24 protein-coding genes and 1 tRNA gene are annotated in these 24,663 nt (G+C 69.7%); 15 read left to right on the top strand and 10 right to left on the bottom strand.

Annotated features, from left to right (window positions below; genetic code table 11):
* Positions 1 to 89 precede the first annotated feature (89 nt).
* A complete protein-coding gene (locus ACWDOP_RS17870) occupies positions 90 to 680 on the bottom strand; it encodes an energy-coupling factor transporter transmembrane component T family protein (protein WP_456345977.1) in 591 nt (196 codons plus the stop codon).
* A gap of 99 nt (positions 681 to 779) precedes the next feature.
* On the opposite strand from ACWDOP_RS17870, the gene dnaG reads away from it, so the two are divergent.
* Positions 780 to 2,708, top strand: coding sequence for a DNA primase (gene dnaG / locus ACWDOP_RS17865; RefSeq protein ID WP_456345976.1), 1,929 nt, complete (start codon positions 780 to 782; stop codon positions 2,706 to 2,708).
* Positions 2,709 to 2,787: 79 nt separating this feature from the next.
* Here dnaG and ACWDOP_RS17860 read toward each other — a convergent pair whose 3' ends face one another.
* Entirely contained in the window at positions 2,788 to 3,033 is a 246-nt protein-coding gene (locus tag ACWDOP_RS17860) for a hypothetical protein (RefSeq protein ID WP_454201237.1), read from the bottom strand.
* A gap of 173 nt (positions 3,034 to 3,206) precedes the next feature.
* On the opposite strand from ACWDOP_RS17860, the gene ACWDOP_RS17855 reads away from it, so the two are divergent.
* Both ACWDOP_RS17855 and ACWDOP_RS17850 read left to right on the top strand, forming a co-directional pair.
* Positions 3,207 to 3,279, top strand: a tRNA-Asn gene (locus ACWDOP_RS17855).
* A gap of 7 nt (positions 3,280 to 3,286) precedes the next feature.
* Positions 3,287 to 4,216: a cutinase family protein gene (locus ACWDOP_RS17850; RefSeq protein WP_456345975.1), complete on the top strand. Its 930-nt coding sequence runs from the start codon at positions 3,287 to 3,289 to the stop codon at positions 4,214 to 4,216.
* A gap of 152 nt (positions 4,217 to 4,368) precedes the next feature.
* Here the strand turns inward: ACWDOP_RS17850 and ACWDOP_RS17845 are convergent, their stop codons facing one another.
* Positions 4,369 to 4,641, bottom strand: a complete 273-nt coding sequence (locus tag ACWDOP_RS17845) for a MarR family transcriptional regulator (protein WP_456345974.1) — start codon at positions 4,639 to 4,641, stop codon at positions 4,369 to 4,371.
* A gap of 346 nt (positions 4,642 to 4,987) precedes the next feature.
* On the opposite strand from ACWDOP_RS17845, the gene ACWDOP_RS17840 reads away from it, so the two are divergent.
* From ACWDOP_RS17840 to ACWDOP_RS17820, 5 genes are all read left to right on the top strand, one after another.
* Positions 4,988 to 5,965 (top strand): helix-turn-helix domain-containing protein, encoded by a 978-nt coding sequence (locus tag ACWDOP_RS17840; RefSeq protein WP_456345973.1) that lies wholly within the window; start codon positions 4,988 to 4,990, stop codon positions 5,963 to 5,965.
* Positions 5,966 to 6,116: 151 nt separating this feature from the next.
* Positions 6,117 to 6,698 carry a gluconokinase gene (locus ACWDOP_RS17835; protein ID WP_456345972.1) on the top strand — a complete coding sequence of 194 codons (582 nt, stop codon included), beginning with the start codon at positions 6,117 to 6,119 and terminating at the stop codon, positions 6,696 to 6,698.
* A gap of 317 nt (positions 6,699 to 7,015) precedes the next feature.
* Positions 7,016 to 7,549 carry a helix-turn-helix domain-containing protein gene (locus tag ACWDOP_RS17830; protein ID WP_456346022.1) on the top strand — a complete coding sequence of 178 codons (534 nt, stop codon included), beginning with the start codon at positions 7,016 to 7,018 and terminating at the stop codon, positions 7,547 to 7,549.
* Between the two features lie 333 nt (positions 7,550 to 7,882).
* The gene (locus ACWDOP_RS17825) at positions 7,883 to 8,278 is read left to right on the top strand and encodes a YdeI/OmpD-associated family protein (protein ID WP_456345971.1); all 396 of its coding nucleotides are present in this window, start codon (positions 7,883 to 7,885) and stop codon (positions 8,276 to 8,278) included.
* 124 nt (positions 8,279 to 8,402) lie between these two features.
* A complete protein-coding gene (locus ACWDOP_RS17820; protein ID WP_456345970.1) occupies positions 8,403 to 10,016 on the top strand; it encodes an acyl-CoA synthetase in 1,614 nt (537 codons plus the stop codon).
* Positions 10,017 to 10,044: 28 nt separating this feature from the next.
* Here ACWDOP_RS17820 and ACWDOP_RS17815 read toward each other — a convergent pair whose 3' ends face one another.
* The 7 genes from ACWDOP_RS17815 to ACWDOP_RS17785 form a co-directional block, all read right to left on the bottom strand.
* A complete protein-coding gene (locus ACWDOP_RS17815; protein ID WP_456345969.1) occupies positions 10,045 to 10,794 on the bottom strand; it encodes a hypothetical protein in 750 nt (249 codons plus the stop codon).
* An 81-nt stretch (positions 10,795 to 10,875) separates the two neighbouring features.
* Positions 10,876 to 12,099 carry a cytochrome P450 family protein gene (locus tag ACWDOP_RS17810; RefSeq protein WP_456345968.1) on the bottom strand — a complete coding sequence of 408 codons (1,224 nt, stop codon included), beginning with the start codon at positions 12,097 to 12,099 and terminating at the stop codon, positions 10,876 to 10,878.
* Entirely contained in the window at positions 12,096 to 13,349 is a 1,254-nt protein-coding gene (locus ACWDOP_RS17805; RefSeq protein WP_454201228.1) for a cytochrome P450, read from the bottom strand. Before ACWDOP_RS17805 ends, ACWDOP_RS17810 begins: the two co-directional genes overlap by 4 nt.
* Positions 13,346 to 13,951 carry a GTP-binding protein gene (locus ACWDOP_RS17800; protein ID WP_456345967.1) on the bottom strand — a complete coding sequence of 202 codons (606 nt, stop codon included), beginning with the start codon at positions 13,949 to 13,951 and terminating at the stop codon, positions 13,346 to 13,348. The genes ACWDOP_RS17805 and ACWDOP_RS17800 overlap by 4 nt, the downstream gene beginning before the upstream one ends.
* A complete protein-coding gene (locus ACWDOP_RS17795; RefSeq protein WP_354986970.1) occupies positions 13,932 to 14,288 on the bottom strand; it encodes a DUF742 domain-containing protein in 357 nt (118 codons plus the stop codon). Before ACWDOP_RS17795 ends, ACWDOP_RS17800 begins: the two co-directional genes overlap by 20 nt.
* Positions 14,285 to 14,698, bottom strand: coding sequence for a roadblock/LC7 domain-containing protein (locus ACWDOP_RS17790; protein WP_354986969.1), 414 nt, complete (start codon positions 14,696 to 14,698; stop codon positions 14,285 to 14,287). Before ACWDOP_RS17790 ends, ACWDOP_RS17795 begins: the two co-directional genes overlap by 4 nt.
* Complete coding sequence (locus ACWDOP_RS17785) at positions 14,695 to 16,506, bottom strand: ATP-binding protein (RefSeq protein ID WP_456345966.1); 1,812 nt, start codon at positions 16,504 to 16,506, stop codon at positions 14,695 to 14,697. Before ACWDOP_RS17785 ends, ACWDOP_RS17790 begins: the two co-directional genes overlap by 4 nt.
* Before the next feature lie 922 nt (positions 16,507 to 17,428).
* Between ACWDOP_RS17785 and ACWDOP_RS17780 the strand changes: the two genes are divergently transcribed.
* The 7 genes from ACWDOP_RS17780 to ACWDOP_RS17750 all read left to right on the top strand — a co-directional run bounded on the left by ACWDOP_RS17780 (position 17,429) and on the right by ACWDOP_RS17750 (position 24,662).
* On the top strand, positions 17,429 to 18,190 hold the full coding sequence (locus tag ACWDOP_RS17780) for a hypothetical protein (RefSeq protein WP_456345965.1): 762 nt from the start codon (positions 17,429 to 17,431) through the stop codon (positions 18,188 to 18,190).
* A gap of 69 nt (positions 18,191 to 18,259) precedes the next feature.
* Complete coding sequence (locus tag ACWDOP_RS17775) at positions 18,260 to 19,636, top strand: MFS transporter (RefSeq protein ID WP_456345964.1); 1,377 nt, start codon at positions 18,260 to 18,262, stop codon at positions 19,634 to 19,636.
* Entirely contained in the window at positions 19,626 to 20,042 is a 417-nt protein-coding gene (locus tag ACWDOP_RS17770) for a MarR family winged helix-turn-helix transcriptional regulator (RefSeq protein ID WP_456345963.1), read from the top strand. Before ACWDOP_RS17775 ends, ACWDOP_RS17770 begins: the two co-directional genes overlap by 11 nt.
* Positions 20,043 to 20,078: 36 nt before the next feature.
* Positions 20,079 to 20,900 (top strand): N-acetylmuramoyl-L-alanine amidase, encoded by an 822-nt coding sequence (locus tag ACWDOP_RS17765; RefSeq protein ID WP_456345962.1) that lies wholly within the window; start codon positions 20,079 to 20,081, stop codon positions 20,898 to 20,900.
* A 161-nt stretch (positions 20,901 to 21,061) separates the two neighbouring features.
* On the top strand, positions 21,062 to 21,400 hold the full coding sequence (gene cutA, locus ACWDOP_RS17760) for a divalent-cation tolerance protein CutA (RefSeq protein WP_456345961.1): 339 nt from the start codon (positions 21,062 to 21,064) through the stop codon (positions 21,398 to 21,400).
* 312 nt (positions 21,401 to 21,712) lie between these two features.
* Positions 21,713 to 23,527 carry an amino acid transporter gene (locus ACWDOP_RS17755; protein ID WP_456346021.1) on the top strand — a complete coding sequence of 605 codons (1,815 nt, stop codon included), beginning with the start codon at positions 21,713 to 21,715 and terminating at the stop codon, positions 23,525 to 23,527.
* 229 nt (positions 23,528 to 23,756) lie between these two features.
* Entirely contained in the window at positions 23,757 to 24,662 is a 906-nt protein-coding gene (locus ACWDOP_RS17750; protein WP_456345960.1) for a metal-dependent hydrolase, read from the top strand.
* Position 24,663: the final 1 nt, after the last annotated feature.

Below are 24,663 nucleotides of genomic sequence, written 5' to 3'. Positions count from 1 at the left end.
CTTCCCGCCCGGCGGCGGATTCGGGCCTCGCGGGTACGTTTCGTCGCGCTCGCGACTCTCTCGGAATTCGGCCGCGGTGCGATCCGGGCTCAGTCCAGGCCGCGGGCGTCCAGGGCCTCGCCGACCTGGTCGGCCATGCGCAGGGTCCGGATCAGCAGCGGGATCAGGAAGACCGTGCTGCGCTCGATGCCGCGGGCGCGCTGGGCCGACCGCACCAGCTCTGCCTGTTCGCGGATGACCGGGATGAAGCGGATGGTCATGGCGACGAGCAGTCCCACGCGGTCGGGTCGCACGCCGAGCGGGCGCAGCGGGCCGAGCAGGCGTTCGATGGTGTCGATGATCGCCGAGGTCCGCGTGGTGAGGGTCACGAGATTGGCGAGCAGGATCAGCGTCAGCAGACGCAGGCCCACGAGCACCGCGCTGTGCCCGTCGACGAAGAGCCACTGCGCCAGCATGATCAGCGCGAGCACCGGCGCGGCGCCCAGCGCCTGGCGCGCGGTGCCCGCCCACGGGATTCGCGCGAGGGCGTACAGCCCGAGGGTCACCGCCAGCGCCACGCCCAGCCACGGGATCGACCGCACGAAGAACAGCCCGGTGCCCGCGACCGCCAGGACCAGCAGTTTCGCCCCGGCGGGGACGGCGTGCACCGGGGTCCTGGCGTCGTGGAACAGGCTGAGCACCGCTAGATCCTGGCATGCGGGGGAGCGAGCTCTCGGTCCGGTGTCCAGCCCGTGCGTCCGGGTCGAGCGTGTCGGTGGGTCGGGTCTAGACTCGCTGCCGTGGCCGGCCGACTTCCAGACCGCGATATCGCGGCGATTCGTGAACGTGTTCGGATCGAGGATGTGGTCGGTGAGTACGTCTCGCTGAAGCGCGCGGGCGCGGACTCCATGAAGGGGTTGTGCCCGTTCCACGACGAGAAGTCGCCGTCGTTCCACGTGCGGCCCAATCACGGCCATTTCCACTGCTTCGGCTGCGGTGAGGGCGGTGACGTCTTCGCCTTCCTGCAGAAGATCGAGCACGTCGGCTTCATCGAGGCCGTCGAGCAGATGGCCGACCGGCTCAACTACAAGATCACCTACGAGGGCGGCGGCACCTCGGTCCAGCGCGATCGCGGCACCCGCTCGCGCCTGGTCGCGGCCAACGCCGCCGCGCACGAGTTCTACATCGCGCAGCTGGGGACACCCGAGGCCGAAACCGCGCGCACGTATCTCACCGAGCGCAATTTCGACCACAACGCCGCACACCAGTTCGGCTGCGGCTACGCGCCCGGCGGCTGGGACACGCTCACGAAACACCTGCTGCGCAAGGGTTTCGAGTTCAAGGAGCTGGAGGCGGCGGGGCTGTCGCGGCAGGGCCAGCGCGGGCCGATGGACCGCTTCCACCGGCGGCTGCTGTGGCCCATCCGCAATCTCGGCGGCGACGTCATCGGCTTCGGCGCGCGCCGGCTGTTCGACGACGACACCATGACGGCCAAGTACATCAACACCCCGGAAACGGTGCTGTACAAGAAGTCCCAGGTGCTGTTCGGGCTCGATCTGGCCAAGCGCGAGATCGCCAAGGGACATCAGGCGGTCGTGGTCGAGGGGTACACCGACGTCATGGCCATGCACCTGTCCGGGGTGAAAACCGCTGTGGCGTCCTGCGGTACAGCCTTCGGTGACGAGCATCTCGCGCTGCTGCGGCGGCTGCTCATGGACGACAACTTCTGGCGCGGCGAGATCATCTACACCTTCGACGGCGACGAGGCCGGTCAGGCGGCGGCGCTCAAGGCGTTCAGCGGTGATCAGAAGCTGGCCGGGCAGACCTACATCGCCGTGGCCCCCGACGGCCTGGATCCGTGCGAGCTGCGCCAGCGCTCGGGCGACGGGTCGGTGCGGGATCTGGTCGCGCGGCGAGTCCCGCTGTACGAGTTCGTGATCCGGGGCCTGTTGGCCGAGCACAATCTCGACACCCCCGAGGGGCAGGTCGACGCGCTGCGCCGGGGCGTGCCCGTGGTCGCGCAGATCAAGGACAACGCCCTGCGCAAGGCGTACGCGACCAAACTCGCCGGGTGGGTCGGCTGGGACGACATTCAGATGGTCGTGCGCCGGGTGGGCGACGAGGCACGTAAGAACGCGCGCGGCGCGGCGAGCGGGGCGGCCCCGCGCCGGGGCGTTCCGGAACGGGAAGTCGCGCAGCCGGTTTCCGCGCCCGCCGCGGATCGGCCCTCGCCCCGTGATCCGGCGCTCATGGTGCAGCGCCAGGCGCTCATCGCGGCCCTGCAGTACCCCGCCTTCGCCGGGCCGGTGTTCGACTCCCTCGAGTCCGATGTCTTCACCCATCCCGCGTTCAAGGCCGTGCACGCCGCCATCGCCGAGGCGGGCGGCACGGCGGCCGGGCTGGGCGGTGCGGAGTGGGTCGCCGCGGTCGCGGACAACACCGACGACCTCACCCTGCGGGCGCTGGTCTCGGAGCTGGCCGGTGAACAGCTGCCGGTGAAGTCCGAGGCCGACATCCCGCGCCTGGTCACCGGCGTGCTGGCGCGCGTCCAGGAGTCCTGGGTGGGCCGGCAGATCGCCGAGCTCAAGTCCAAGCTGCAGCGCATCTCCTCCACCGAGCAGTCCGAGGCGTACTTCGCGCTGTTCGGGGATCTGGTGGCGCTGGAGCAGTACCGCAAGAGCCTGATGACCCAGGCGATGGGCAACTCCGAGGACTTCGCCGGGCGCTGATCTCTCGCACGGCTGCGTGCTCCGGATACGCCTCGCGCCCGGCACATGTCGAATGTGCCGGGCGCGAGGCGTTTTCGAACTATCGACGCAGCTGGTCGTGCGGCACCATGATGGTGGTCCGCTCGTCCAGTGGAACCATGGGCTCCAGCTTGGGCTGCGTGCTCAACTTGTCCGACAACCGCTGCCGGCTCACCTGAACCAGCTTCCGTGTGACCGGACTCTCACTAATGGCGCGGGTGGTCTTGCTGATCTGCTCATACCGGGCTCGCCCGGCCTTCGCGCCCAGCACATACCCGGCCGCGACGCCGATGATCAACCGCAGCATGTCGAGAAGCTCCTCCCGTAGGCCAGTCAGCGCCCCCCATCCTGCCTGACACCCCACCCCCCTGTCGATCCGCCCCCCACCGACATGTCCCCAGGTAGAGAGCCGATTTGGGAACTGAACAACCCATGCGCTAAAGTTTTCTCCGGTCGCCCGAGAGGGTGACCGGGACACAATCCCCTATAGCTCAATTGGCAGAGCAGCCGACTGTTAATCGGCAGGTTTCTGGTTCGAGTCCAGATGGGGGAGCAGAAAAATGCCCCTGACCAGGTCTTCTGGTCAGGGGCATTTTTGTTGCGGGATTGGTTTCGCGTCGAATCCACGACTTTTCCACTACAACGGCGCCGCTACTTTTCCGCTTCTCCGGTTGAGCCGATTGCCCCGCATTCGGGCATGGATCGGCGGGGTGCATTGTGCTGATCGGGAGACGAAACTCGCCCGTGTCGACTGCTGGCGGCAGAGCGGGCGGGCGCAATACATTGGGCGCATGGGTCAACGATCTCGAATTCTGCTGTGTTCGACCGCGATCGGGGTGGCGCTCGTGGCGCCGGTCCTGCCGGGCGCGTCCGCGGAGCCCGGCGGCGGCTGTGCGGAGGTGCGGGTCGTCTCCGTGCGGGGGACGCTCGAACCGCAGAGCGGCAGTCTGTTGCTGACGCCGCTGGCCGAGCGGATCGTCCGGGAAAGTGGGGGCGGGGCGGTCACCGAGCTCGAGTACCCGGCCTCGATGGCGGCGGACAGCGCCGTGCGTGGTGTTGAGAACCTGACTGCCACGGTCAACCGGGCCGCGGCCGACTGCCCTGAGCAGCGGCTCGTGTTGCTCGGGTACTCGCAGGGAGCTCGGGTCATCGGCAACATGCTGAACCGGCGGAGTGAGGTGACGGACCAGGCCGCCGGGCGGATCGACGCGATCGCGTTGTTCGGGAGTCCGTTGTTCAACGGGGCGGACTCGTTCAACCGTGGTGAGTTCGATCCCGCGCTGTCGGGTGTGGCCGCGCTGCCGGTGGGGTCGGCGGGGGAATTCAGTGATCGGGTCCGGTCGTTCTGTGCCGCCGGTGACCGGGTGTGTCAGGGCGGGGACCCGGCCGCGGGATTCGGGAACGCGTTGAGCCCCGGGCATTTCGCGTACTTCCGCAATGACTATCGGGATCAGGCGGCGGTTTTCGTCAGGGAGCGGCTCTCCTCGTAGCCGCCGTACGGGGTTCAGTGACCGGGTATAGGGCACGTGCCCGATACCCGGCGGGGCACCGGACTTCTAGAGTCGGCCTTTCCCATTGGTTCGATGTGAAGGAGTGTGGATTCTTGACGGTCGGATGGCACCCCCACCCGAGCTCCCGATCGTCAGCCGCAGAGCGCGATCGGGGGTTCGGGGGAGGGGAGATCCAGGGCGGCGCGGCCTATCGCCGTTTTGACCCAGCGGCGCCCGCGGAGGCTCAGGCGCCAGCGGGGGTCCTGGGTGGTCTGTTCCACCAGGCCCGAGCGAGACAGGGCGGCAAGGGATTTGCGGACCGCACGAGGGCTCGTTCCGGTCTCGGTGGCGAGGTCGTGAACTGTCAGTGGAGTCGCGCGGACGTGTAGGGCGGCCAGTACTCGTACCTCGTTGACGGCGGTCATCGTCGAATCCCTTCCCTCCCAGTGCGAGCCGACCACGGGGGTCGGCGCGTGACGGCTCTGCTTGCGGGCGATTGGGCGTCGAACTGCCGCGGGTCGCGGCGGGACACGCGGCCCGCGGGGTTGGCGAGCCGGATCGCCCGATGGCACCTTCGGCGTACCGGGTGCTGGCTCCACGGTACGAAGCCGTGGATCGTTCGTGCAGCGATATACGCAGACTGTCCAGAAGGTTCGGCGCCGGCTGCGTTTTTCGGACAGATTCCGGGGTGCGGGGCGAATCCCGCATCCCGTGGCGGGCCCGGGTGAATACTGTTGGCGAATCGCCAGCTTCCGCCCGGAGAGGTTACGCATGACCGAACACCGGCTGGTCGAGGCGCGCCGGGAAGAGCTGTCGTCCCGGGACGCCGAAGAGGCCGTCGCCTTCGTCACCCAGATGTATTCGGACAACGCACTGCGGTTCTGGGATGCCCCACCGCACAGTCGCGTTCGCACCACCGCCATGGTGTGGGGCGAGGTCATCGCCACCGAGATCCGCAGTTCGATCGGATACAGCTGCCACATCGCGCCCATTCACGACCACGTGTATTTCGAGCGCTCGCTGCGCGGACGCGCCCGGTTGCGGGGCGGCGGTCACGACTTCCAGCAGCACCGCAGGGATTTGGTGATGTTCCCGTTCGGGGTGCCGATCATCGCCGAGTGTGACAGCCACGACGTGAACCTGCTGCACGTGCCGTACACGATGATCACCGACCTGGCCGCGCTGTCCGGGGTCGATCCGTCGGAGTTCCGGTTCACCGGGCTCGAACCGAGAGACGTTCGGAGCGAACGATTCTGGGGCAGGTTGTTCGACCTCACCCACCACGAGCTCACCGCCCCGGATTCCCCCGTGCTGACCGAGCTGGTGGTGCAGAACCTCACGCGCACCCTGGCCGCCGCGGCCCTGGCGGTCTTCCCCAACACGACCATGGACCTGCACCTGCAACCCGGCCCCGGCGCGGTGCAGCCCACGGCCCTGCAGCGCGCGGTGGACTACATCCAGGCCAATCCCGGTCACCCGATGACCGTCGCCGAACTGGCCGCCCAGGCGGGCACCAGTGTTCGCGCCCTGCAGAACGCGTTTCGCCGCGAACACGACATGACCCCGCTGGAGTACCTGCGGATCGTGCGACTCGATCGCGCCCGCGCCGACCTGGCCGCCGCCGAGCCCAGCGACGACATCTCGGTGTCGATCGTGGCCGCGCGCTGGGGGTTCACCCACCCCGGCCGGTTCGCCCAGGTGTACAAACAGACCTTCGGGCATTCGCCGAAGCACGAGCTGCGCCGCTGAGGGGCAGGCCCGCCGGCACGGGTGACGCGGTGCTCCCGGGGACGGCGCAAGTCCGCTTTGTCGTCGATCGGCCCGGCCGCCGGAGCATCGGACGCCCCGCTGAGCCGCGTGTCCCATACCGCATCGGGTTGTACGGAGGAAGCATGTACCCATGCGGGACAACAGCACTGACCCACCGCGTGTGATCGTGGTCATGGGCGTCTCCGGCGCGGGCAAATCGACCGTCGCGAACCTCCTGGCGGCGCGGCTCGGCTGGCGGATGCTCGAGGGCGACGATCTGCATCCTCCGGCAAATATCGCGAAAATGGCTGCCGGACAACCACTCACCGACGCCGACCGCGCGCCCTGGCTGGCGGCGATCGCCCAGCGGCTCGGCGAGCACGCCGGCGCGGGCCAGTCGACCGTCGTCGCCTGCTCGGCGCTCACCCGTTCGTATCGGGACCGCCTGCGGCGGACCGCGCCGCCTAACCTGATGTTCGTCTACCTGCACGGCACTCGCGCCGATCTCGAGCGGCGCACGGCGCACCGGGACCACGCCTTCATGCCCGCCGCGCTACTCGACTCACAGCTGGCGACCCTCGAGGAGCCGGTCGGTGAGACCGACGTCGTGCGGGTCGAGACCGGGCATTCCGCGCCGCAGGTCGCGGCCGAGGCACTCGCGGCACTCCGGTCACGCGGCTTTCTGCCGGAGCCGCCGACGGACAACGCGGCGTCGGTAGAGCGCAAGCTTTGAGCTGTCACCGGGTTTCGGCGAGATAGCACAGGTGAACTACGCGGATCGGCGGTGCTCACCCCCTGTTCGCAGCAGATCGGGGGGAGACGTTTCGTCTCTCCTCCGGCCTCGTTCGGATAGGCTGGCAAGCCTGTGCCCGCAGGGGTCGCTGCCGGAAACTGTTGTCGTTGCGGTCGTTTGACCAGTGATTATCGGGGTTGGGGGCCGTGGGCACGCCGAGGAATGGGACGTGCCCGGGATTTCAGGGAACTCGTGGCAACCTTTCGGGTGCTCCAGCGGGAGTGGAAACGACGGGTCGAGGAGGCCTTGTGGCGAAAATGGGCAGGCGGAAGCGGTCGCGGCTGTTGACCCAGGGGCTCCTGGTGCCGGATGGGGGCGCGCGCAAGCAAGGGGGAGAGGCCGGATCGGCGGAGGTGAAGGCCGTGGCGGCCGCGCCCGCGAAAGGCGCGCCCGTGAAGGCCGCAGCGCCCGCGAAGGCGGCAGCGCCCGCGAAGGCGGCAGCGCCCGCGGCCAAGGTGGAAGCCGCCGCGAAGCCCGCGGCCGCGACGAAGGCCGAGCCGGTGAAGGATCAGGGCACCGCGAAGCCGGTAGCGGCCGAGCCCGCCGCCGGGGGCGAGCCCGACCTGAAGGCGCTCTCGGACCGGATCAAGGCGCGGCGCAAGGAGATGGGCTGGACGCAGGCCGATCTCGCGCGCACCAGCGGGCTCTCGGCCAACGCTGTCAGCCAGCTCGAGCGGTGTCTCAACGAGGATCCGGCCGCGGACGTGCTGGCTAAGCTCGACACCGGGCTCGAATGGCCTTCGGACACCGCGGATTCCATCCTGCGCGGCACCGAGCTCGCGCGCGCCTGAGCGATTCACGTCCGGGTATCCGGACATCGTGCCGGTCGAGAGCCCGACGACGCGCGGCATCCGCGCCTCGGGCTCGAGGCAGCGTCACCCAGTGATCCCAGCCCCCGATCCGCCCTCCCGGGCGCGTCGGGGGCTCGACCGCGTTCAAACCCGTGACGTCAAGACCGATCGATCGGGTGGGTGCCGCGTTAGGCGTGCCGGAAGCGGGCAAGACCCTCGGCCGACGCGAAATCCACAGCATCGGAAACCGGGCAACGGTGTCCACGATCGCCCCCGACTGCGCGTGATAAAACTGCTCATTCGGTGAGCACTTTGCACGGAATCATGATTTCCATGACCGATAGCAACTACCTCGAGCCGATGCGATTCGAAACCACCGCGCAGTGGGAAACCTGGCTGACCGAACACCACGGCGACCCCGGCGGCGTCTGGCTGCTGATCGCCAAGAAGAACTCGGGGCTGCCGCTGCTGAGCATCGAGGACGCCGCCTACGCGGGCCTCTGCTTCGGCTGGATCGACAGCCACCGCCGCGGCTTCGACGATCACAGCTTCCTGCAACGGTTTTCGCGGCGGCGCCGCAACAGCCCGTGGTCCCGGATCAACGTGGGCCGGGTGGAGTCGCTGATCGCCGCCGGGCGGATGCGCGCACCCGGCCTGGCCGAGATGGCGGCCGCGCAGGCGGACGGGCGCTGGGCGCGGGCGCTCGGATCGGGGATGGCAGCTTCCTGACAAGGTCGGCAGCTTCCTGCCGGATGCGGATCTTCCGGGCGGGGATCGGGACTGACAGGCTCGTTCGCACTGGATGCGCGGCCGCCGAAGTCCAGGAAAATCCCTGCTCCAGAACGGTATTCCCATGGCCTTCACCATCGCCGACCTCTTCGAACACGCCGTCGACGCTGTACCCGACCGGACCGCGGTCATCTGCGGGGACCGCCGGGTCACCTATCGCGAACTCGACGAGCGCGCCAACCGGTTCGCGCACCACCTCGCCGCCGGGGGTATCGGGCGCGGCGATCACATCGGCATCTACTCCCGCAATTCCATCGAAGCCCTCGAGGTCATGCTGGCGACCTACAAGCTGCGCGCGGTCTCGGTGTGCGTGAACTACCGATACGTGGCGGAGGAGGTGCGCTACATCATCGACAACGCGGATCTGAAGGCGCTGGTGCACGAACGGCGGTACGCGCCCGTCGTCGCCGCCGCGCGCACCGCGCCGTCGCGACTCACCCAGGCGGTGGTCATCGACGACGGCACGGACGTGGAATGCGAAGGCACCCGGTACGAATCGGCATTGCTCCAGCACTCCGCCGCCCGCGACTTCCCCGAGCGCAGCGGCGACGACCTCTACATCCTCTACACCGGCGGCACCACCGGCATGCCCAAGGGCGTGATGTGGCGGCACGAGGACGTGTGGCGCGCGCTCGGCGGCGGCATCAACCACGTCACCGGCGAATACGTCTCGGACGAATGGGAATTGGCGAACGGCGCGGCCGCGGCGCCCGCGGGTATCGTCATGGCCCCGCTCTCGCCGCTCATTCACGGTGCGGCCCAGTGGGCGGCGTTCATGATGCTGAACGCCGGTGGCACCCTGGTCTTCCTGCCGCAGTTCGATCCGGCCGAAGTGTGGGCGGCCGTGGCCCGGCACGGGATCAACGTGCTGACCGTGGTCGGCGACGCCATGGCCAAACCGCTGCTCGAGGCGTATCGGGAGGGCGAGCACGACATCTCGACGCTGTGGGCGCTGAGCAGCCACGCCGCGCTGTTCTCCCAGTCGCTCAAACAGCGCTACGTGCAACGGTTTCCGAACCTGTTCATCACCGACGTGGTCGGCTCCTCCGAGAGCGGCGGCAACGGCCTGGCGGTGGTCACCGTGGACACCGATCACTCGCGGGGCCCGCGGGTGCGGTTCAACGCGCAGACGGTGTTGATCGGAGAGGACGGTGAGATCCTGGACCGGGTGCCGGGCGCCACCGGCCGGGTCGCGCGGTCGGGGCACGTGCCGCTGGGATACTACCGGGATACGGTGAAGTCCGACAGCATCTTTCGCGAGATCGGCGGGGTGCGCTACGTGATCCCGGGCGACTACGCGCGCTACGAGGACGACGGCACGGTGACCCTGCTCGGGCGCGGATCCGAATGCATCAACACCGGCGGGGAGAAGGTCTTCCCGGAGGAGGTGGAGGGCGCGCTCACCGCGCACCCGCGGATCGCGGACGCGCTGGTGATCGGTGTCGCCGACGAGCGGTTCGGTCAGCGCGTGGTGGCGCTCGTGCAGCCGCGTCCCGGTGCGGATCTGGACCTGCGCGAGATCGACGCGCACGTGCGCACCGCCGTCGCCGGTTACAAGGCGCCGCGCGGATATTGGCTGGTGCCGCAGGTCATGCGCCAGCCCAGCGGTAAAGCGAACTACGCCGCCGCCAAGCGATACGCGGCCGAACACGAAGGCGCGCTGCGGGTTCCCCGCTGAACCCGTAGCGGAGAACCCGCGAGAACGCTCAGCCCAGCAATCCCAGCTCGGCGGCCCGGACACCGAGCTGGAAACGACTGGGCGCGTGCAGCCGCACCATCAGGTCGGCGACGTGCCGGCGATAGGTGCGCAGCGACATCGACAGTCGCCGCGCCGCCGCCTCGTCCTTGAGCCCGGCGGCGAGGCACTCGAGCACGGACTGCGCGGTGGCGTCCGAGAGCTGTACGCGGGCACGGTGATCGCGGAACACCGGCGCGGACGACCATGCCCGCACCGCGAATTCGTGAATCGCGCCGAGCAGCATCGGTTCGGTGACCAGGTAGCCGCGGGGCGAGCGCGCGGTCGCCCCGGTCCACAGGACCGCGACCCGGCGGTCGATGACCATGGTGTTGCAGAAGTCCGCGGCCGCCACCCGGACCTGCGATTCGAGCGGGTACGCCGTGGAATACAGGTCGGGTTCCCGGGTTTCGGCGTAGCCGGGCGAGAGCAGCAGGCGCACCTGCTTGCCCGCGCCGTGCAACTCGTGCAGCAGGGTGCCGCCCGTCGCGTAGCTGTGCCGCCGGCGGATCGGACTGGATATGGCCAGGGTGGCCTCGCTGCGCGCGTCACCGAGCATCCGCTGCAACCGGCCCGCCCAGTCCCGGCCGGGATCGACGGGGGTGATGCCCGCCGCCGCGTGCCGGGACTCGGCCACCGCGAAAAGCGCGGTGTCCAAGAGCCTTCGGGACTCGGCGAGCAGGGCGCCGATATCGGCGCCGGGCGGAATCGAATCGTCCATGCCGCCCCCTCGCCGAACCCTGCCGAATCACAAGCTACCCAGCGGGATTCGCCCGGACAAGAGCGAACCCCGCCGGTGCGGTCAGCTCAGGCGGATCGGCAGGGCCGCCACGTCGTTCTGGGTCAGGACCGGGAGATTGCCGATCTCGCTCAGGGGCGCAGCGAGATTCAGGCCGGGGAAGCGGTCGAAGAGCGCCGGCAGGCCGATGGCCGCCTCGAGGCGCGCGAGGGCGGCCCCGGGGCAGATGTGCGGGCCGTAGCCGAAGGAGATGTTGCGGGACGCGGTCGGGCGGGTGATGTCGTACGCGTCGGCGTCCGCGCCGTGGATCTGCGGGTCGCGGCCCACCGCGCGGTAGGAGATCACCACGCCCTCACCCTTGTCGATCACGGTGTCGCCCACGGTGATGTCCTCGGTGGCGAAGCGCATGAGCAGGTGGGTGACCGGGCCGTCGTAGCGCAGGGTCTCCTCGATGGCCTGCTTCCACTCGACATCGCCCGAGCGCAGCAGCGCGAGCTGTTCGGGGCGGGCCAGCAGCGCCCGGGTGGCGTTGATGATGAGGCTGACCGTCGTCTCGTGCCCGGCCGCGACCAGCGCCTTGAGGTTGCCGACGACCTCTTCCTCGGACAGCGGCTCGCCGCCCTCGTCGGCCAGGATCAGCGCGCTGGTGAGATCGTCGCCCGGTTCGGCGGTCTTGCGGCGCACCATCTCGGTGAAGTAGACGTCCAGCTCGTCGATCACGCGCAGCCGCTCGTCCTGCGGGGTGAGCATGGAGAAGAACGCCTTGTACCAGTCCAGCAGCATGGCCTGGTCCGAGCGCGGCACGCCCATGAGCTCGCTGACCACCTGCATGGGCAGCGGGTAGGCGAAGACCTGCTTGAGATCGACCACCGCGCCGTCGCGGCCCGCCTCGTCGAGATCGTCCAGCAGTTCCTTGGTGAGCCGTTCGATGGTCGGCCGCAGCGCCTCCAGCCGACGTGGAGTCAATGCCTGGGTGGTCTTGATGCGCAGGCGGCGGTGCTCGGCGCCGTCCGCGGTGAACATCGAGGTACCGGCGTCGATCATGCCGATCAGCGGCCACTGCCGGGTCACCACGCCCGAGGTCCACAGTCCCCAGGCGTTGATGTCCTTGATCAGGCGGGTGTCGGTGAGCAGTTGCCGGGCGATGCTGTGATCGGTGACGGTCCAGGCGGGTACGCCGAGCAGTTCGATGCGGCTGATGGCGCCCGCCTCGCGCAGGCGGGCGGTCTCGCCATCGAGGTCGCTCACCATGAAGTCGATGGGCATGGCATGGGGGCATGAAGTCACTGGAAACCTCCGACGGCACGAACTGGGCTGAAAACAACTGGCAGGGAAGTCATTCCGCGCAGGAAGGGTGACGGCCGCCGGACCAGCTGCGTGACAGGCACCGCCAGGTCGATGTCCGGCAGCCGGTCCAGCAGCACCTCGATGCCGGTCCGGGCGATCACCTCGGCGATCTCCTGCGCGGCGAAGGGGCAGCGGTATTCGCCGTGGCTGAACGCGAAATGCGCGCTGTTGCCGTTGTGCACCGCGGAATCGGTGACGCTCTGGCGCACGTGCGGATCGGCGTTGGCCGCGGCCAGGCCGAGCAGCAGCAGGTCCCCGGCGCGAATCGTCCTGTCGCCCAAGCGGGTGTCGCGGGCGGCCCAGCGGCCGGCGAGGATCTGGGTGGGGGTGTCCTCCCACAGCACCTCGTTCATGGCCTGCCCCACGCTGCGGCGGCCGCCGCCCAGCGCGGCCGCGAAGCGATCGTCGGTGAGCATGAGCCGCACCGAGTTTCCGATCCAGTCGGAGGTGGGCAGCTGCCCGGCGGCGACCACCGCCATGAGGTCCAGCACGTATTCGGTGTCGGTGAACTGATCGTGGTGCGCGAGCATGCGCGAGACCAGGTCGTTGCCGCGCACGGCCTTGCGCTCCATCAGCAGCTGCTGCATTTCGCCCATGAACACGGCGTAGGCGGACTGCGCGTCCGCGCCGCCGTCGGCGAGGGTCTTCATGACCCGGGCCAGATGCGGGCCGCGCTCGTCGGGCAGGCCGAGCAGCCAGGCCAGCGCCAGCACCGGCAGTGGAACGGCGAAGTCCGCGACCAGGTCGGCATGCCCGCGACCGCAGAACTCGTCGATCAGGCGATCGGCCAATTCCTCGCAGTGCCTGCGCAATTCGAAGGGATCGACCGATTCCAGCGCGGGTTCCACCATGGCCACGTGCCTGCGGTGCTCGGCCCCGGCGGTGCTGTAGATGGACGGCATGGGCGGCCCGATCATGGGCAGCAGCGGCCAGTCCTCCGGGATGTTGACCCACTGGTTCCACAGGCTCGCGTCGCGCGGGAACAGCTCCGGGCTGTTGGTGACCTGGTGGATCTCCCGGTAGCCGATGACGAGCCAGGCCGGGATGCCGCCGGCCAGCTCGACGGCCGCGACCGAACCGTGCTCGCGGCGCATGTCGTTGTAGAGCGCGCGGGGATCGGTGTGGAAGCGCGGCCCGCTCAGCGGCACGACCCCGGGCGGGGTGGTGATCGGGCAGCCCGAGGCGGTCATGACGGGGTCTCCGAGCTGTAGAGGTACTCGACCAGGCTGATCAGCACGCGCTTGGACGAATCACGTTGACGGGCGTCGCAATCGACGAGCGGGACCCGAGGATCGAGGTCGAGGGCGTCGCGCACGTCCTGATCGGTGTGCGGGGTGTCGCCGAAGTTGTTGCAGGCCACCACGAACGGCGTGCCCTGATGCTCCAGGCGGTCGATGGCGTACCAGGAGTCCGAGATTCGATGCGGATCCACCAGCACGATCGCGCCGAGAGCGCCGGTGAAGAGCCGGTCCCACAGGAACCAGAACCGCTCCTGGCCCGGCGCGCCGAACAGGTACAGCACGTGCTCGTCGTCGATGGTGATGCGCCCGAAGTCGAAAGCCACGGTGGTGGTGGACTTGTCGGGCGCGCCGGTGGGGTCGTCGATGCCGTGCCCCACCTGCGTCATGGTGGCCTCGGTGTCCAGCGGGCGAATCTCGCTGACCGAACGCACCATGGTGGTCTTGCCGACGCCGAACCCGCCGACGATGACGATCTTCAAACCCTGGCTGGCGGAGGCGTGCAGGGGTGCGTCGGCCCGCGCGGGACGGGGATCAGAGATTGCGGAGTCCAACGAGTACCTTCTCGAGGGTGGTGGAGTCCGGCAGCGAATGCCATTGCGCGGCAGGGCTGTGCCGCGGATGCCGGACAGTGATCTTGCCCGCGAGCAGCAGGTCGGAGAGCAGAATCGTGGTGATGCCGACCGGGAGCCGCAGTTCGGCGGCGATCTCGACGACCGCGGCCGGGGTGCGGCAGATCTGCAGGATCGCCGCGTGCTCGGATTGCATGCCCGGCGCCGGATCACATTCGCTGACAACGAGGGTCACGAGATCGAAGGCGTCCGAATCGGGCCGGCTCCGTCCGCCGGTAAGGGTGTAGAGCCGGTCCGGATCCTCCTGTGGCCTGGTCACGACACGCTCGCGCCCCGGACCCGCGGAGCGGCGGCCAAGTGCTCGCCGAGCTGCTCGACCAACTCCTTCATGTTGTGGCCGACCAGCCCCGCGTCGGCGTCCTCGGCGGCGACGACGGCGATATGGGCCCCCACCCCGGCCTCGACGATGAACAGGATGCCGCCGTAGAACTCGGTCATCGACTGGCGCACCCCACCGCGCCCGTCCCCGAACTCGACCGACGCGCCGTGCGAGAGACTCTGCATGCCGGCGGCGATCGCGGCCAGCTGATCGGCGCTGTCGTTGCCCAGCTCGGAGGTGTGGCAGATCTTCAGCCCGTCACCGGACAGCAGCAGGGCGTGCCTGGTGCGCGGGGTACGGACGAGCAGCTGCTCCAGCAGCCAGCCCAGCTGCGTTGCCGAGAGGGTCATCGATCGGTCTCCAAGGGCGGGGGTGGGTTCGCCGGACCGGCGTTCTCGCGCCCGGTCACCGCACGCTGGAAGGCGCCCAGCGCGGCGGGTGAGGGGGTACGGGACGAGATCGGATACGCCGGTGCGGCGGGTGCGGACAATCCCTGCGGATGAGCCGCGGCCAGCGCACTGCCCCGCTGCCGCTTGGGCAGCCGGGTGGTTGCGGAAGCCGGTGGGCTCGCAGGGTTTTCGTCACCGGCCGGATCGCGTCCGGGCAGCGGCGCGGTGCTGCCCGAGAAGCCGGCGGTGGGGTTCGGGGGCGTATTCGCGGCCGGGGAGCTGTTCGCGGCGTGCGAATCCGGGACCGGGGACTGCCAATAGTCCTGGGCCGGTGCGGGGTCGGCGGTCCGGGGCGGTTCGAGCGCCGGCGGGGCCGCCGCGAAGCGTTCGGGCGCGGAACCGGCCAGGGCGGCGGTGGAGCCCAGCATGCCGGTGGTGTTGTCCGAGAGTGCGCGCGCGGCGGCGGTATTGGCGGCGGGCTCGGCCGTCAGCGCGGCGGGCAGGGTGAAGAAGTCGTGCGAGGCGCCGGGCGGCAGCGCTTCGGGTTCGGCCGCCGACGCGAGGGCGGTGCGCCGGGGCAGGACGATGGGCAGGCCCGGGGACGTGGTCGTGCCGCCCGCGAGCACGGGGATCGACGGACCGGCGGGGCGCGCCGGCTCGGGTGCGGGCGGGCGGGGGCGCTCGAGCCGGGTGGTCAGTTCGCGGGGGACGACCACGACCACGGCGGTGCCGCCGATGGCGGACGGGCGGAACGACACGGTGAGATCGTGTTTGCGGGCCAGGTGGCCGACGACGGGCAGGCCGAGGCGGGTGCCCGAGAGCGAGGACAGATCCGACTGCTCACCGCGACCGCCGGACTTGGATTCCCCGCCGACCGCGAGTTCGGCTCGGCGCAAAGCGGATTCGCTCATGATGAGCCCGCTGTCCTCGATGGTGATGACCACGCCCGCGGGCACCTCCGCCGCGTACACGTGCACCTCGGTGGTGGGCGGGGAGAAGTTGCAGGCGTTGTCCAGGAGTTCGGCCAGCACGTGCATCACGCCCTCGGCCGCGTGCCCGGCGACCGCCAGTTCGGCGACCGCGCGCAGGCGCACCCGCTGATAGCCCGCCACGCGGCCCATCGCACCGCGCAGAATCGATTCCATGGCAATGGGTTTGGCCCAGCGGCGGCCCGATCGCGCGCCACTGAGCACGGCGATGCTGTCCGCCAGGCGGCCGGCCTGCGCGGTGCGATGATCGAGTTCCAGCAGGTCTTCCAGCACGCGGGGGTCGGCGTGCCGGTGCTCCATCTCGCGGAGCTCGGCGAGCATGCTGGTGCTCATCGCCTGCATGCGGCCGGCGGCGCCCGCGAAGGCGGCCATGGCGGCCGCGCGCCGGTTCTCGCTGTCCCGCACATCGCGCGCCCGCTTGGCCAGGGACTCCTCGAGTGCCTGAGCGCGGTTGTGCACCTCGGTGATTCGCGCGTTGGCGCCCGCGACGCAGTCGGCGATCCGGGCCCGGGTGTCGGCGATCGCCGCGGCCTCGCCGAGCCTGGCGCGCTGGGCCTGGAGCCGGAAGTAGACCGCGGTCGTGACCGCCGCGCACAGCAGTGCCCCGGCGATCGATCCGCCGATGGTGAGGACGGTGCGTGATTCTTCGGGTGCGGTGAACACCACCGCGACCACTCCGGCTGCGGCAATCGCCGCGCACGCCAACAGCGTTCCGACCAGCTGCCCGATACCGCGAACGGTATCCGGCCGGCCGCCCGGCGGATTCGATGACTCCGACAAGCTTCGCACTTCCGCACTCACGTTCACCGAGGCGAACGCCCCGGCGCGACCGAGCCCCGCGGCGGTGCGCACGAAATGCGCCTACCGGCAATCGGATTCGGATCTCGCGGAGGAGCATAGGCGTCTGAGAAAGTTGGCGCTACCCGAGAGCGAACGCCCCGGCAAACGGCTGTCCCGCTCAGTGACGGGGCGCTGGCGGCGGGGCGAAAGCTACTGGGGAGTAGGGGATCACACGAGGTGGGGACGGCTCGCTGCCGGATCTATCGGCTCCTACTCGGCCGGTGATCGCGTCCCGCTCGGTTCGCCGCCGCGCCTTCGATGGGGACGCCCCGAGCTCGCCCGTCCCGGCGTCGGGTTCGGCCGGCTGCGACGTTCACCCGTCGCTCCCGGATGACGCCGCCCTGCGGGCATCCAGCACTCGCTGCGAGCCCGGCGCAACGTTCTCCACGACAACGGTATTCGCCCCCGGCGTGATGTCGGCGCTGCGTGACGGCTCTGCTTGCGGGCGATCGGGGCGTCGAACCGCCGCAGGTCGCGGCGGGACAACGCTGTTGGCGTGCGCGGCTATCTACGCGGCCGGAGTGGGGACCGGATCGGGTTCGGCTCGGCGTGCTACGGGTTAGGTTCTGGCGGGTGAGTCGCACGGTAGGTGCCCGCCGACGGTGATTCCGCAGGCGGAGCTCGGTCGCTGCACTCGTACACGCCGTCTCGAGGTCCGGGGCGATCGTGCAACGGGCCGCCGGAGCACGGGGCCGGGGCAGTGGCGTGCGGAGACCGTTCTGACCGGCGGGACCGTTCGTGGAGTGCCGGGCGACCGCGGCTCGGTGTGCCGCGTTCGGCGTGTCGGAGGTGCGCGGGCGGGTCTCGCGGGCGAAAAGGGGGGAAGCTGGGGGTTTGCACGACGTCCGACGCGGAGGTGGCTGTGGGCTATCGAGCAGGGTTGATCGGGGCAGTGGTGGCGGGCGCGTGCCTCGGGGTCGCCGGGGAGGCGGCGGCCGCGCCGGAGATGCCGCAGGGGGAGGTGCCGTCGCGCACGTCCATCTCGGTGCGGTCGGTGGTGCCGGGGGTGCAGTGGGGGACCGCGAACGAGCGCGAATCGCGGGGCGGGCTGTCGATCGTCAAGCTCTACATGGTCGACTACGCGCTGCGGCACGGGGACGGATCTGCCGAGGATAAACAGTTGGGGGAGCGCATGATTCGCTACTCCGACGACGGGGCCGCCGACGCCATGGCGGCCAAGTATCCGCAGGCGATCGACGCGGTGGCCGCGGAGTATCAGCTGTCGGCGACCCAGGGGGCGGGCGGCTGGGCGGTCTCCTCGACCAGCACCGCCGACGTCTCGGATTTCCTGGCGGACAAACAGCGCACCGATCCGGAGAGCCCGGTGCTGACGTGGATGTCCGAGGCGAGCCCGGTCGCCGCCGACGGGACCGTGCAGGACTGGGGCACCTCGCGGCTGCCGCAGGTGCAGGGCAGTAAATGGGGCTGGGCGGACGTGGGCGTGCCCGAGGTCGCCTCGGCCTCGTACGGACCGGGATTCACCGTCGCCGCGCACACCTACGGCACCGCGGACGAGCAGACCGAGGACGTGCTCGGGGCGGTGACCGGGCTCGTCACCGAACTCTGGACGGCCAACTCCACGCCGTGCCTGCTGCCGCAGATCGGCTGGTGCGGTCCGGCGTGAGCGGCGTGCCGGTTGCCGTGACCGCGGACACCCTTGCCCGCGCGATGCTTGTAGTTTCACAATAGTTGCATGACGACAACCATCGGCGAGCTGAGCGGGCGTCGCAAGACGATCATCCTGGTGACCTGCTGCCTGAGCCTGCTCATCTCCTCCATGGACGCGACCATCGTCAATGTCGCGATCCCTGCGATCCGGTCGGATCTCGGCGCGTCCATGTCGAGCCTGCAGTGGATCATCGACGTCTACACCCTGACCCTGGCGAGCCTGCTCATGCTCTCGGGTGGGCTCGCGGACCGCTTCGGGCGCAAGCGCTTGTTCCGGATCGGGCTGCTGATCTTCGCGGCCGGCTCGCTGCTGTGCAGCCTCGCGCCCAGCATCGAGGTGCTGATCGGCGCGCGGTTCCTGCAGGCCATCGGTGGGTCCATGCTCAATCCCGTCGCCATGTCGATCATCACCACGGTGTTCACCGGGCGCGTGGAACGTGCTCGCGCCGTGGGTATCTGGGGTGCGGTGGTGGGAATCTCCACGGCCCTGGGGCCGCTCGTGGGCGGTGGGCTGATCGATTCCCTCGGCTGGCAGTCGGTGTTCTGGATCAACCTGCCCATCGTGGCGGTGGCCTTCGCGCTCACCACGCTGTTCGTGCCCGAGTCCAAGTCCCTCGTGCCGCGCGGAATGGATTGGCCGGGGCAGCTGCTCGCCATGGTCGTGCTGTTCACGCTGGTGTTCGGCCTGATCGAGGATCAGCCCCGCATGCTGATAATCACCGCGGTGGCGCTGCTCGCGTTCCTGTGGCACGAGGCGCGGCACCGCACGCCGTTCATCGATCTGCGCTTCTTCCGCAGCGTGCCGTTCGCCTCGGCCACCGTCATCGCGGTGTGCGCCTTCGCCGCGCTGGGTGCCTTCCTGTTCGACATGTCGCTGTATCTGCAAGGCACACGCGGATTCTCGGCCGCGCATACCGGGCTGCTGTACCTGCCCATGGCGCTGGGCATGCTCGTCTTCTCGCCGCTGTCGGGACGGCTGGTCGGGCAGCGCGGGACGCGGCCGTCGCTGCTGGCGGCGGGCGCGCTCATGGCGGTGGCGGCGGCCGGGCTCACCCGGCTGACCCCCGACACCGCGCTCTGGCAGCTGGTTATCCTGTTCGCGCTCTTCGGGATCGGCTTCGGCATGGTCAATGCCCCCATCACCACCGCCGCCGTCAGTGGCATGCCGCTGGACCGGGCCGGCGCGGCCGCGGCGGTGGCCTCCACCAGTCGCCAGGTCGGTGTGAGCCTGGGTGTGGCGCTGTGCGGTGCGGTGAGCGGCGCCGGACTGTGGTGGACCATAGCGGCTTTCGGGATCGTCATCCTCGGCTTGGGGGTCGCCGCCAATACCGAGTGGGCGTACCGTTCCCGGGATCGCGTCGCCCCGCTGCTCGAACAGAAGGTTTCCGCCCATGCCGGATGATCCGAACCCCGACGAGGTCTGGCAGTCGCTCGCCCAGGTCGTCATGGACACGCGGGACGGGTGGAAGCGGGCGGTCATCGAGCGAACGGGGTTGCCGTTCAGCAGGATTCGTATCCTGCGGCGGCTGCGGTCGGGGCCGCTGACGGTCAAGGGGCTGGCCGACGCCGCGACCATGGACGCCCCGGCGACCACGGTCGCGGTCAACGATCTCGAGGAACGCGGTCTGGTGGTGCGCGAGGTGGACGCGGGCAATCGCCGGCGCAAGCTCGTCTCGCTCACCGCGGCCGGGCGGGAGGTGGTCGCGGTCGCGGTGGCGACGCCCGATCCCGCGCCCCGCGCGATCGCCGAACTCGGGCCGGACGAACTGCGCGTACTGCGCGATCTGGTGCGCAAACTCGAGCAATGAGGCGACCCCGTCGCCCGGCCGCCGTAGGGTGGCCGGGTGCGATACCGACATCTCCGGGCTCTCGCCGTGGTCTGCGGCGCATTCCTGATCGGCGGTAGCGGGCAGGTCGCCGCCCCGGTCGCCGCCGCCCGCCCCGCGGCCGATCAGCTCGCCGGACTCACCGAACTCGCGGCGCGGGACCCCGGCACGCGCTGGCCCGCGGTACCGGGGTTCGCGCGCACGGTGGTTCTGGATCCCGGCCACAACGGCGGCGGCGCCGCGCATCCCGAGGTGATCAACGCCCAGGTGCCCGACGGCCGCGGCGGCAGCAAGCCCTGCAACACCAGCGGCACGAGCGCGAACGACGGCTACACCGAACACGAGTTCAACTGGGATGTCGCGGTCCGGGTTCGTGATCTGCTGACCGCGCGCGGAATCCGCGTGGTCATGTCCCGCGACAGTGACGACGGCGCCGGCCCCTGCGTGGACGAACGCGGCACCCTGGGCAATCGCGTGGATGCCGCCGCGGTCGTCTCGATCCACGCCGACGGCAACACCGCCGCCGACGCCCACGGCTTCCACGTGGCGCACTCCTCACCCCCGCTCAATCCCGCCCAGGCCGAGCCCTCCACCCGCCTGGCGACGGCCCTGCGCGACGGCCTGCGCGGCGCGGGCTTCACCCCCTCCACCTACATGGGCACCGACGGCCTGAACCCCCGCCCCGACCTGGCCGGCCTGAACTTCGCCGAACGCCCCGCCGCCCTGGTCGAGTGCGGGAACATGCGCCACCCCGGCGACGCGGCTCTCCTCGAATCCCCGGACGGCCGGGCGCGTTTGGCCGTCGCCCTGTCGAACGCGATCGTGGCGTATCTGGGCTGACCGCCCGGTCGTAGCGGCCCGGTCCGGGTGCTGGCAGCAGCGGTCCATCGCCACTCCAAGGGGAGACTCGCCCGCGCCGAATCTCGCGTATCGAGGGCTCCGGCGCCGTGCCGACCGTCGGGCTGGTCCAAAGTCGTTCAGGCTGAGGGAGACTTGCTGACATGGCAGCGGATGAACTCGTAGACGTGTCGATCGCGGGGCCCGACGAAGAGCAGCTCGCGGCGTTCACGCGGCTGCTTGTTGAACAGGGGCTCGCCGCGTGCGGGAACATCATTCCCAGGATCCGATCGATCTATCGGTGGCAGGGGGAGATCGAAGACGAGGGCGAGGCGCTGGTAATCCTGCACACCCGGCGTTCGCTAGTTCCCGCCATCATCGACGCCGCTAACGAGCATCATCCGTACGACGTGCCGCAGGTGATCGCGGTGCCTATGGTCGGCGTGCACGACGGATACGCGCGGTGGGTCATGGATTCGACCCGCCCCGACGGGCACGCCTAGCGCGCAGTTCCACGAAGTAGTCGGCCGGGATCACCCCCGTCTGTAATCCGGACGACGGCGTCCTTCCCCCCGCGACTCGCGAGGTGAAACACCCTCCGCTCCGGCGTCGCGTGAGAGCATTTGCCTCAACGTTGCCGAGTCCGGGACGCCGGGCCAGTGGGTGCGGAGGGCGCTGTGACCACGACCGACGGCCGGGCGCGCGGCCGGTTCGCCAACTGGCTGCTGGCCGACATCAGTGAGCCGCACTCGCAGCTGCCGGGGCCGCTGGCCAAGCCGGCGCCCAAGGACCAGCGGCATCCCTGGTGGAAGGTCATGTGCCTCACGGGGGTCGACTACTTCTCCACGCTCGGGTATCAGCCGGGCATCGCCGCGCTCGCCGCGGGAGTGCTCTCGCCGCTGGCCACGCTGGTGCTGGTGGCGCTCACCCTGCTCGGCGCGCTGCCGGTGTACCGGCGCGTCGCGGGGGAGAGCCCGCACGGCGGCGGGTCCATCGCCATGCTCGCGAGCTTCCTGCCCAACTGGTGGGGCAAGATCCTGGTGCTGGTGCTGCTCGGCTTCGCCGCCACCGACTTCACCATCACCATGACCCTGTCGGCGGCCGACGGCGCGGCCCACATCGTGGAGAACCCGCTCGTCCCGGACGCCCTGCACGGGCACAACCTCGCCATCACCCTGGTGCTGCTCGCCCTGCTCGCGGCGGTCTTCCTCCGGGGCTTCTCCGAGGCGATCGGCATCGCCGTCGTCCTGGTCGGGGTGTTCCTGTCGCTCAACGTCGTGGTCGCGGTGACCGGCATCGTCCAGGTCATCGAGCATCGACACCTGGTCAACGACTGGGCGCACGTGCTCACCGCCCAGCACGGCAACCCCTTCCTCATGGTGGCGGTCGCGCTGCTGGTGTTTCCCAAACTGGCGCTGGGCCTTTCGGGCTTCGAGACCGGCGTCGCGGTCATGCCGCAGATAAAGGGCGGCCCGTCGGACACCGAGGAACACCCGCGCGGGCGCATCGTCGGCGCGCGCAAACTACTGACCATCGCCGCGCTCATCATGAGCGGGTTCCTCATCGTCACCAGCTTCATCACCACGATCCTGATCCCCGAGGCGGCGTTCGAGCCCGGCGGCGCGGCCAACGGGCGTGCCCTGGCGTACCTGGCGCACGAACACCTCGGCACCGTCTTCGGCACGATCTACGACATCAGCACCATCGCCATCCTGTGGTTCGCGGGCGCCTCGGCCATGGCCGGCCTGCTCAACCTGGTGCCGCGCTACCTGCCGCGCTTCGGCATGGCGCCGGAGTGGGCGCGCCAGATCCGGCCCCTGACAATGGTTTTCGCGGCCATCGCCTTCCTGATCACCTGGTACTTCGACGCCGACGTCGACTCCCAGGGCGCGGCCTACGCGACCGGCGTGCTGGTGCTCATCACCTCGGCCGCGGTGGCGGTGACCCTGTCGGCGGCGCGAGCGGGCGAGCGCCACAAGGTCGCCGGGTTCGGCGTGGTGTCGGTGATCTTCGTGTACACCACCATCGACAACATCATCGAGAAGCCCGAGGGCGTGCACCTGGCCGTGCTCTTCGTACTCGCGATCGTGCTGGTGTCCTTCACCTCCCGATTCCGGCGGGCGTTCGAGCTGCGCGCGATCGAGGTCCGCTTCGACGACGAGGCCGGGCGGCTCATCGACGCGCTGGCCGCGCGCGGCGAGGTTCGCATCGTCACCCACGAGATCGGCCGGCGCACGCCGCGGGAGTACGCGGAGAAGGAAGCCGATCAGCGCCGGGAGAGCCATCTGCCCCCGGACGAGCCGATCCTGTTCCTCGAGGTCATCGTCAAGGATCCCTCCGAGTTCAGCACCGATCTGCTCGTGACCGCGATCGCGGTGGATCAGTACGACATCCTGTCGGTGGAGGCCGCGGCCGTCCCCAACTCCATCGCCGCCATCCTGCTCGCCATCCACGATCGCACCGGCCGGCCGCCGCACGTGTACTTCGAATGGTCCGAGGGCAGCCCGCTGGCAAACCTCGCCCGCTTCTGGTTCTTCGGCGAGGGCGAGGTCGCCCCGGTGACCCGCGAGGTCCTGCGCCGGGCGGTCCCGCGCCGTTCGCAACGGCCGCACGTACACGTCGACAGCTGAGTCCCGCGCGGATCACCCCGTCGTTACACATACGGCCGCGAACCGGGCAAGATCGTCGTTCGGCAGGTCGTCCGGCGTGTCCGGCCGGTGATTCATCGGTCGCCGAATCTAGATGTAACTAGCAGTCCCATGTATGCGTAGAATTTTGCTACGCTCATGCAGCAATCCGTGGGACCCATCACAACGGACCCAGCACGACGCTGTGCCGACAGAACAACCAGGAGTATCGATGAAGCTACTTCCGAAGCGGGGCCGCCGACCGGTGACCGAACCCGGTGAGGTGGCGCTTCATGCCCGTAACGTGCGATTCGACTGGTCCAACACCAAGCCGGTCTGGATGGCCGAGGAACCCATCGCCTCCCACGTCCTCAATGCACTGAGCATGCTGCTGCCCGAGGGCGAGCGCATGTTCCTGGTGACCTACGGCGAGGCCCTGGAACTGGTGCGCGACGAGAAGCTGCGCGAAGCCATGATCGGCTTCATCGGCCAGGAATCCATGCACGCCGAGAGCCACCACGGCGCCCTCGAAGAGGTGCTCGAAGCACACGGCATCGACGTGGAACCCTATGTGCGCCAGGCGGAATACCTGTTCCGCAAGACCCTGGGCCCGCGCGAGGGCGACTCGGAGGCGCGGCGGCAGCAGGTGCTCGTGGAACGACTCGGCGTCATCGCCGCGCTCGAGCACTTCTTCGCCTTCCTCGGCGACTGGATCCTCAACGCCGACCTCGAACAGTTCGACGCCGATCCCCAGATGCTGGACCTGTTCCGCTGGCACGGCGCCGAAGAGGTCGAGCACCGCATGGTCGCGCACGACGTGGCCGAGTACTTCGGGGTCGGCTACGTCCGGCGCGGGGCGCTCATGCTGATCATCTTCCCGGTGTTCATCGCGCTGCTGCTGCGCGGCACGAAGTACCTGGTGCACCAGGACCCGGCGCTGCCCAACCACAGATATCCCATGCTGGTCGGGCGGATCTTCGCCTCGATGTGGCGCGGCGCCGTCCCCGGCATCCCGTCCTTGCTGATCAGCGCGCTGTCCACCTTCAAGCCCGGCTACACCCCGGAGCCGGTGGGGTCGAGCGCGCAGGCCATCGCCTACCTGGCCCAGTCCCCGGCGGCTCGGATCATGGCCTCGTGAC

Source organism: Nocardia sp. NPDC003693 (assembly GCF_053981095.1).
Note: the sequence above shows the minus strand (reverse complement) of the source record. Positions and strands in the feature narration are given on the sequence as shown.

What these genes read in the sequence shown, in the direction of transcription:
- ACWDOP_RS17860 (WP_454201237.1), bottom strand. Translation starts at nt 3,033, where the DNA reads ATGCTGCGGTTGATCATCGGCGTCGCGGCCGGGTATGTGCTGGGCGCG.
- ACWDOP_RS17850 (WP_456345975.1), top strand. Translation starts at nt 3,287, where the DNA reads ATGCCCCTGACCAGGTCTTCTGGTCAGGGGCATTTTTGTTGCGGGATT.
- ACWDOP_RS17845 (WP_456345974.1), bottom strand. Translation starts at nt 4,641, where the DNA reads ATGACCGCCGTCAACGAGGTACGAGTACTGGCCGCCCTACACGTCCGC.
- ACWDOP_RS17840 (WP_456345973.1), top strand. Translation starts at nt 4,988, where the DNA reads ATGACCGAACACCGGCTGGTCGAGGCGCGCCGGGAAGAGCTGTCGTCC.
- ACWDOP_RS17835 (WP_456345972.1), top strand. Translation starts at nt 6,117, where the DNA reads ATGCGGGACAACAGCACTGACCCACCGCGTGTGATCGTGGTCATGGGC.
- ACWDOP_RS17830 (WP_456346022.1), top strand. Translation starts at nt 7,016, where the DNA reads ATGGGCAGGCGGAAGCGGTCGCGGCTGTTGACCCAGGGGCTCCTGGTG.
- ACWDOP_RS17825 (WP_456345971.1), top strand. Translation starts at nt 7,883, where the DNA reads ATGACCGATAGCAACTACCTCGAGCCGATGCGATTCGAAACCACCGCG.
- ACWDOP_RS17820 (WP_456345970.1), top strand. Translation starts at nt 8,403, where the DNA reads ATGGCCTTCACCATCGCCGACCTCTTCGAACACGCCGTCGACGCTGTA.
- ACWDOP_RS17815 (WP_456345969.1), bottom strand. Translation starts at nt 10,794, where the DNA reads ATGGACGATTCGATTCCGCCCGGCGCCGATATCGGCGCCCTGCTCGCC.
- ACWDOP_RS17805 (WP_454201228.1), bottom strand. Translation starts at nt 13,349, where the DNA reads ATGACCGCCTCGGGCTGCCCGATCACCACCCCGCCCGGGGTCGTGCCG.
- ACWDOP_RS17790 (WP_354986969.1), bottom strand. Translation starts at nt 14,698, where the DNA reads ATGACCCTCTCGGCAACGCAGCTGGGCTGGCTGCTGGAGCAGCTGCTC.
- ACWDOP_RS17775 (WP_456345964.1), top strand. Translation starts at nt 18,260, where the DNA reads ATGACGACAACCATCGGCGAGCTGAGCGGGCGTCGCAAGACGATCATC.
- ACWDOP_RS17770 (WP_456345963.1), top strand. Translation starts at nt 19,626, where the DNA reads ATGCCGGATGATCCGAACCCCGACGAGGTCTGGCAGTCGCTCGCCCAG.
- cutA (WP_456345961.1), top strand. Translation starts at nt 21,062, where the DNA reads ATGGCAGCGGATGAACTCGTAGACGTGTCGATCGCGGGGCCCGACGAA.
- ACWDOP_RS17755 (WP_456346021.1), top strand. Translation starts at nt 21,713, where the DNA reads ATGTGCCTCACGGGGGTCGACTACTTCTCCACGCTCGGGTATCAGCCG.
- ACWDOP_RS17750 (WP_456345960.1), top strand. Translation starts at nt 23,757, where the DNA reads ATGAAGCTACTTCCGAAGCGGGGCCGCCGACCGGTGACCGAACCCGGT.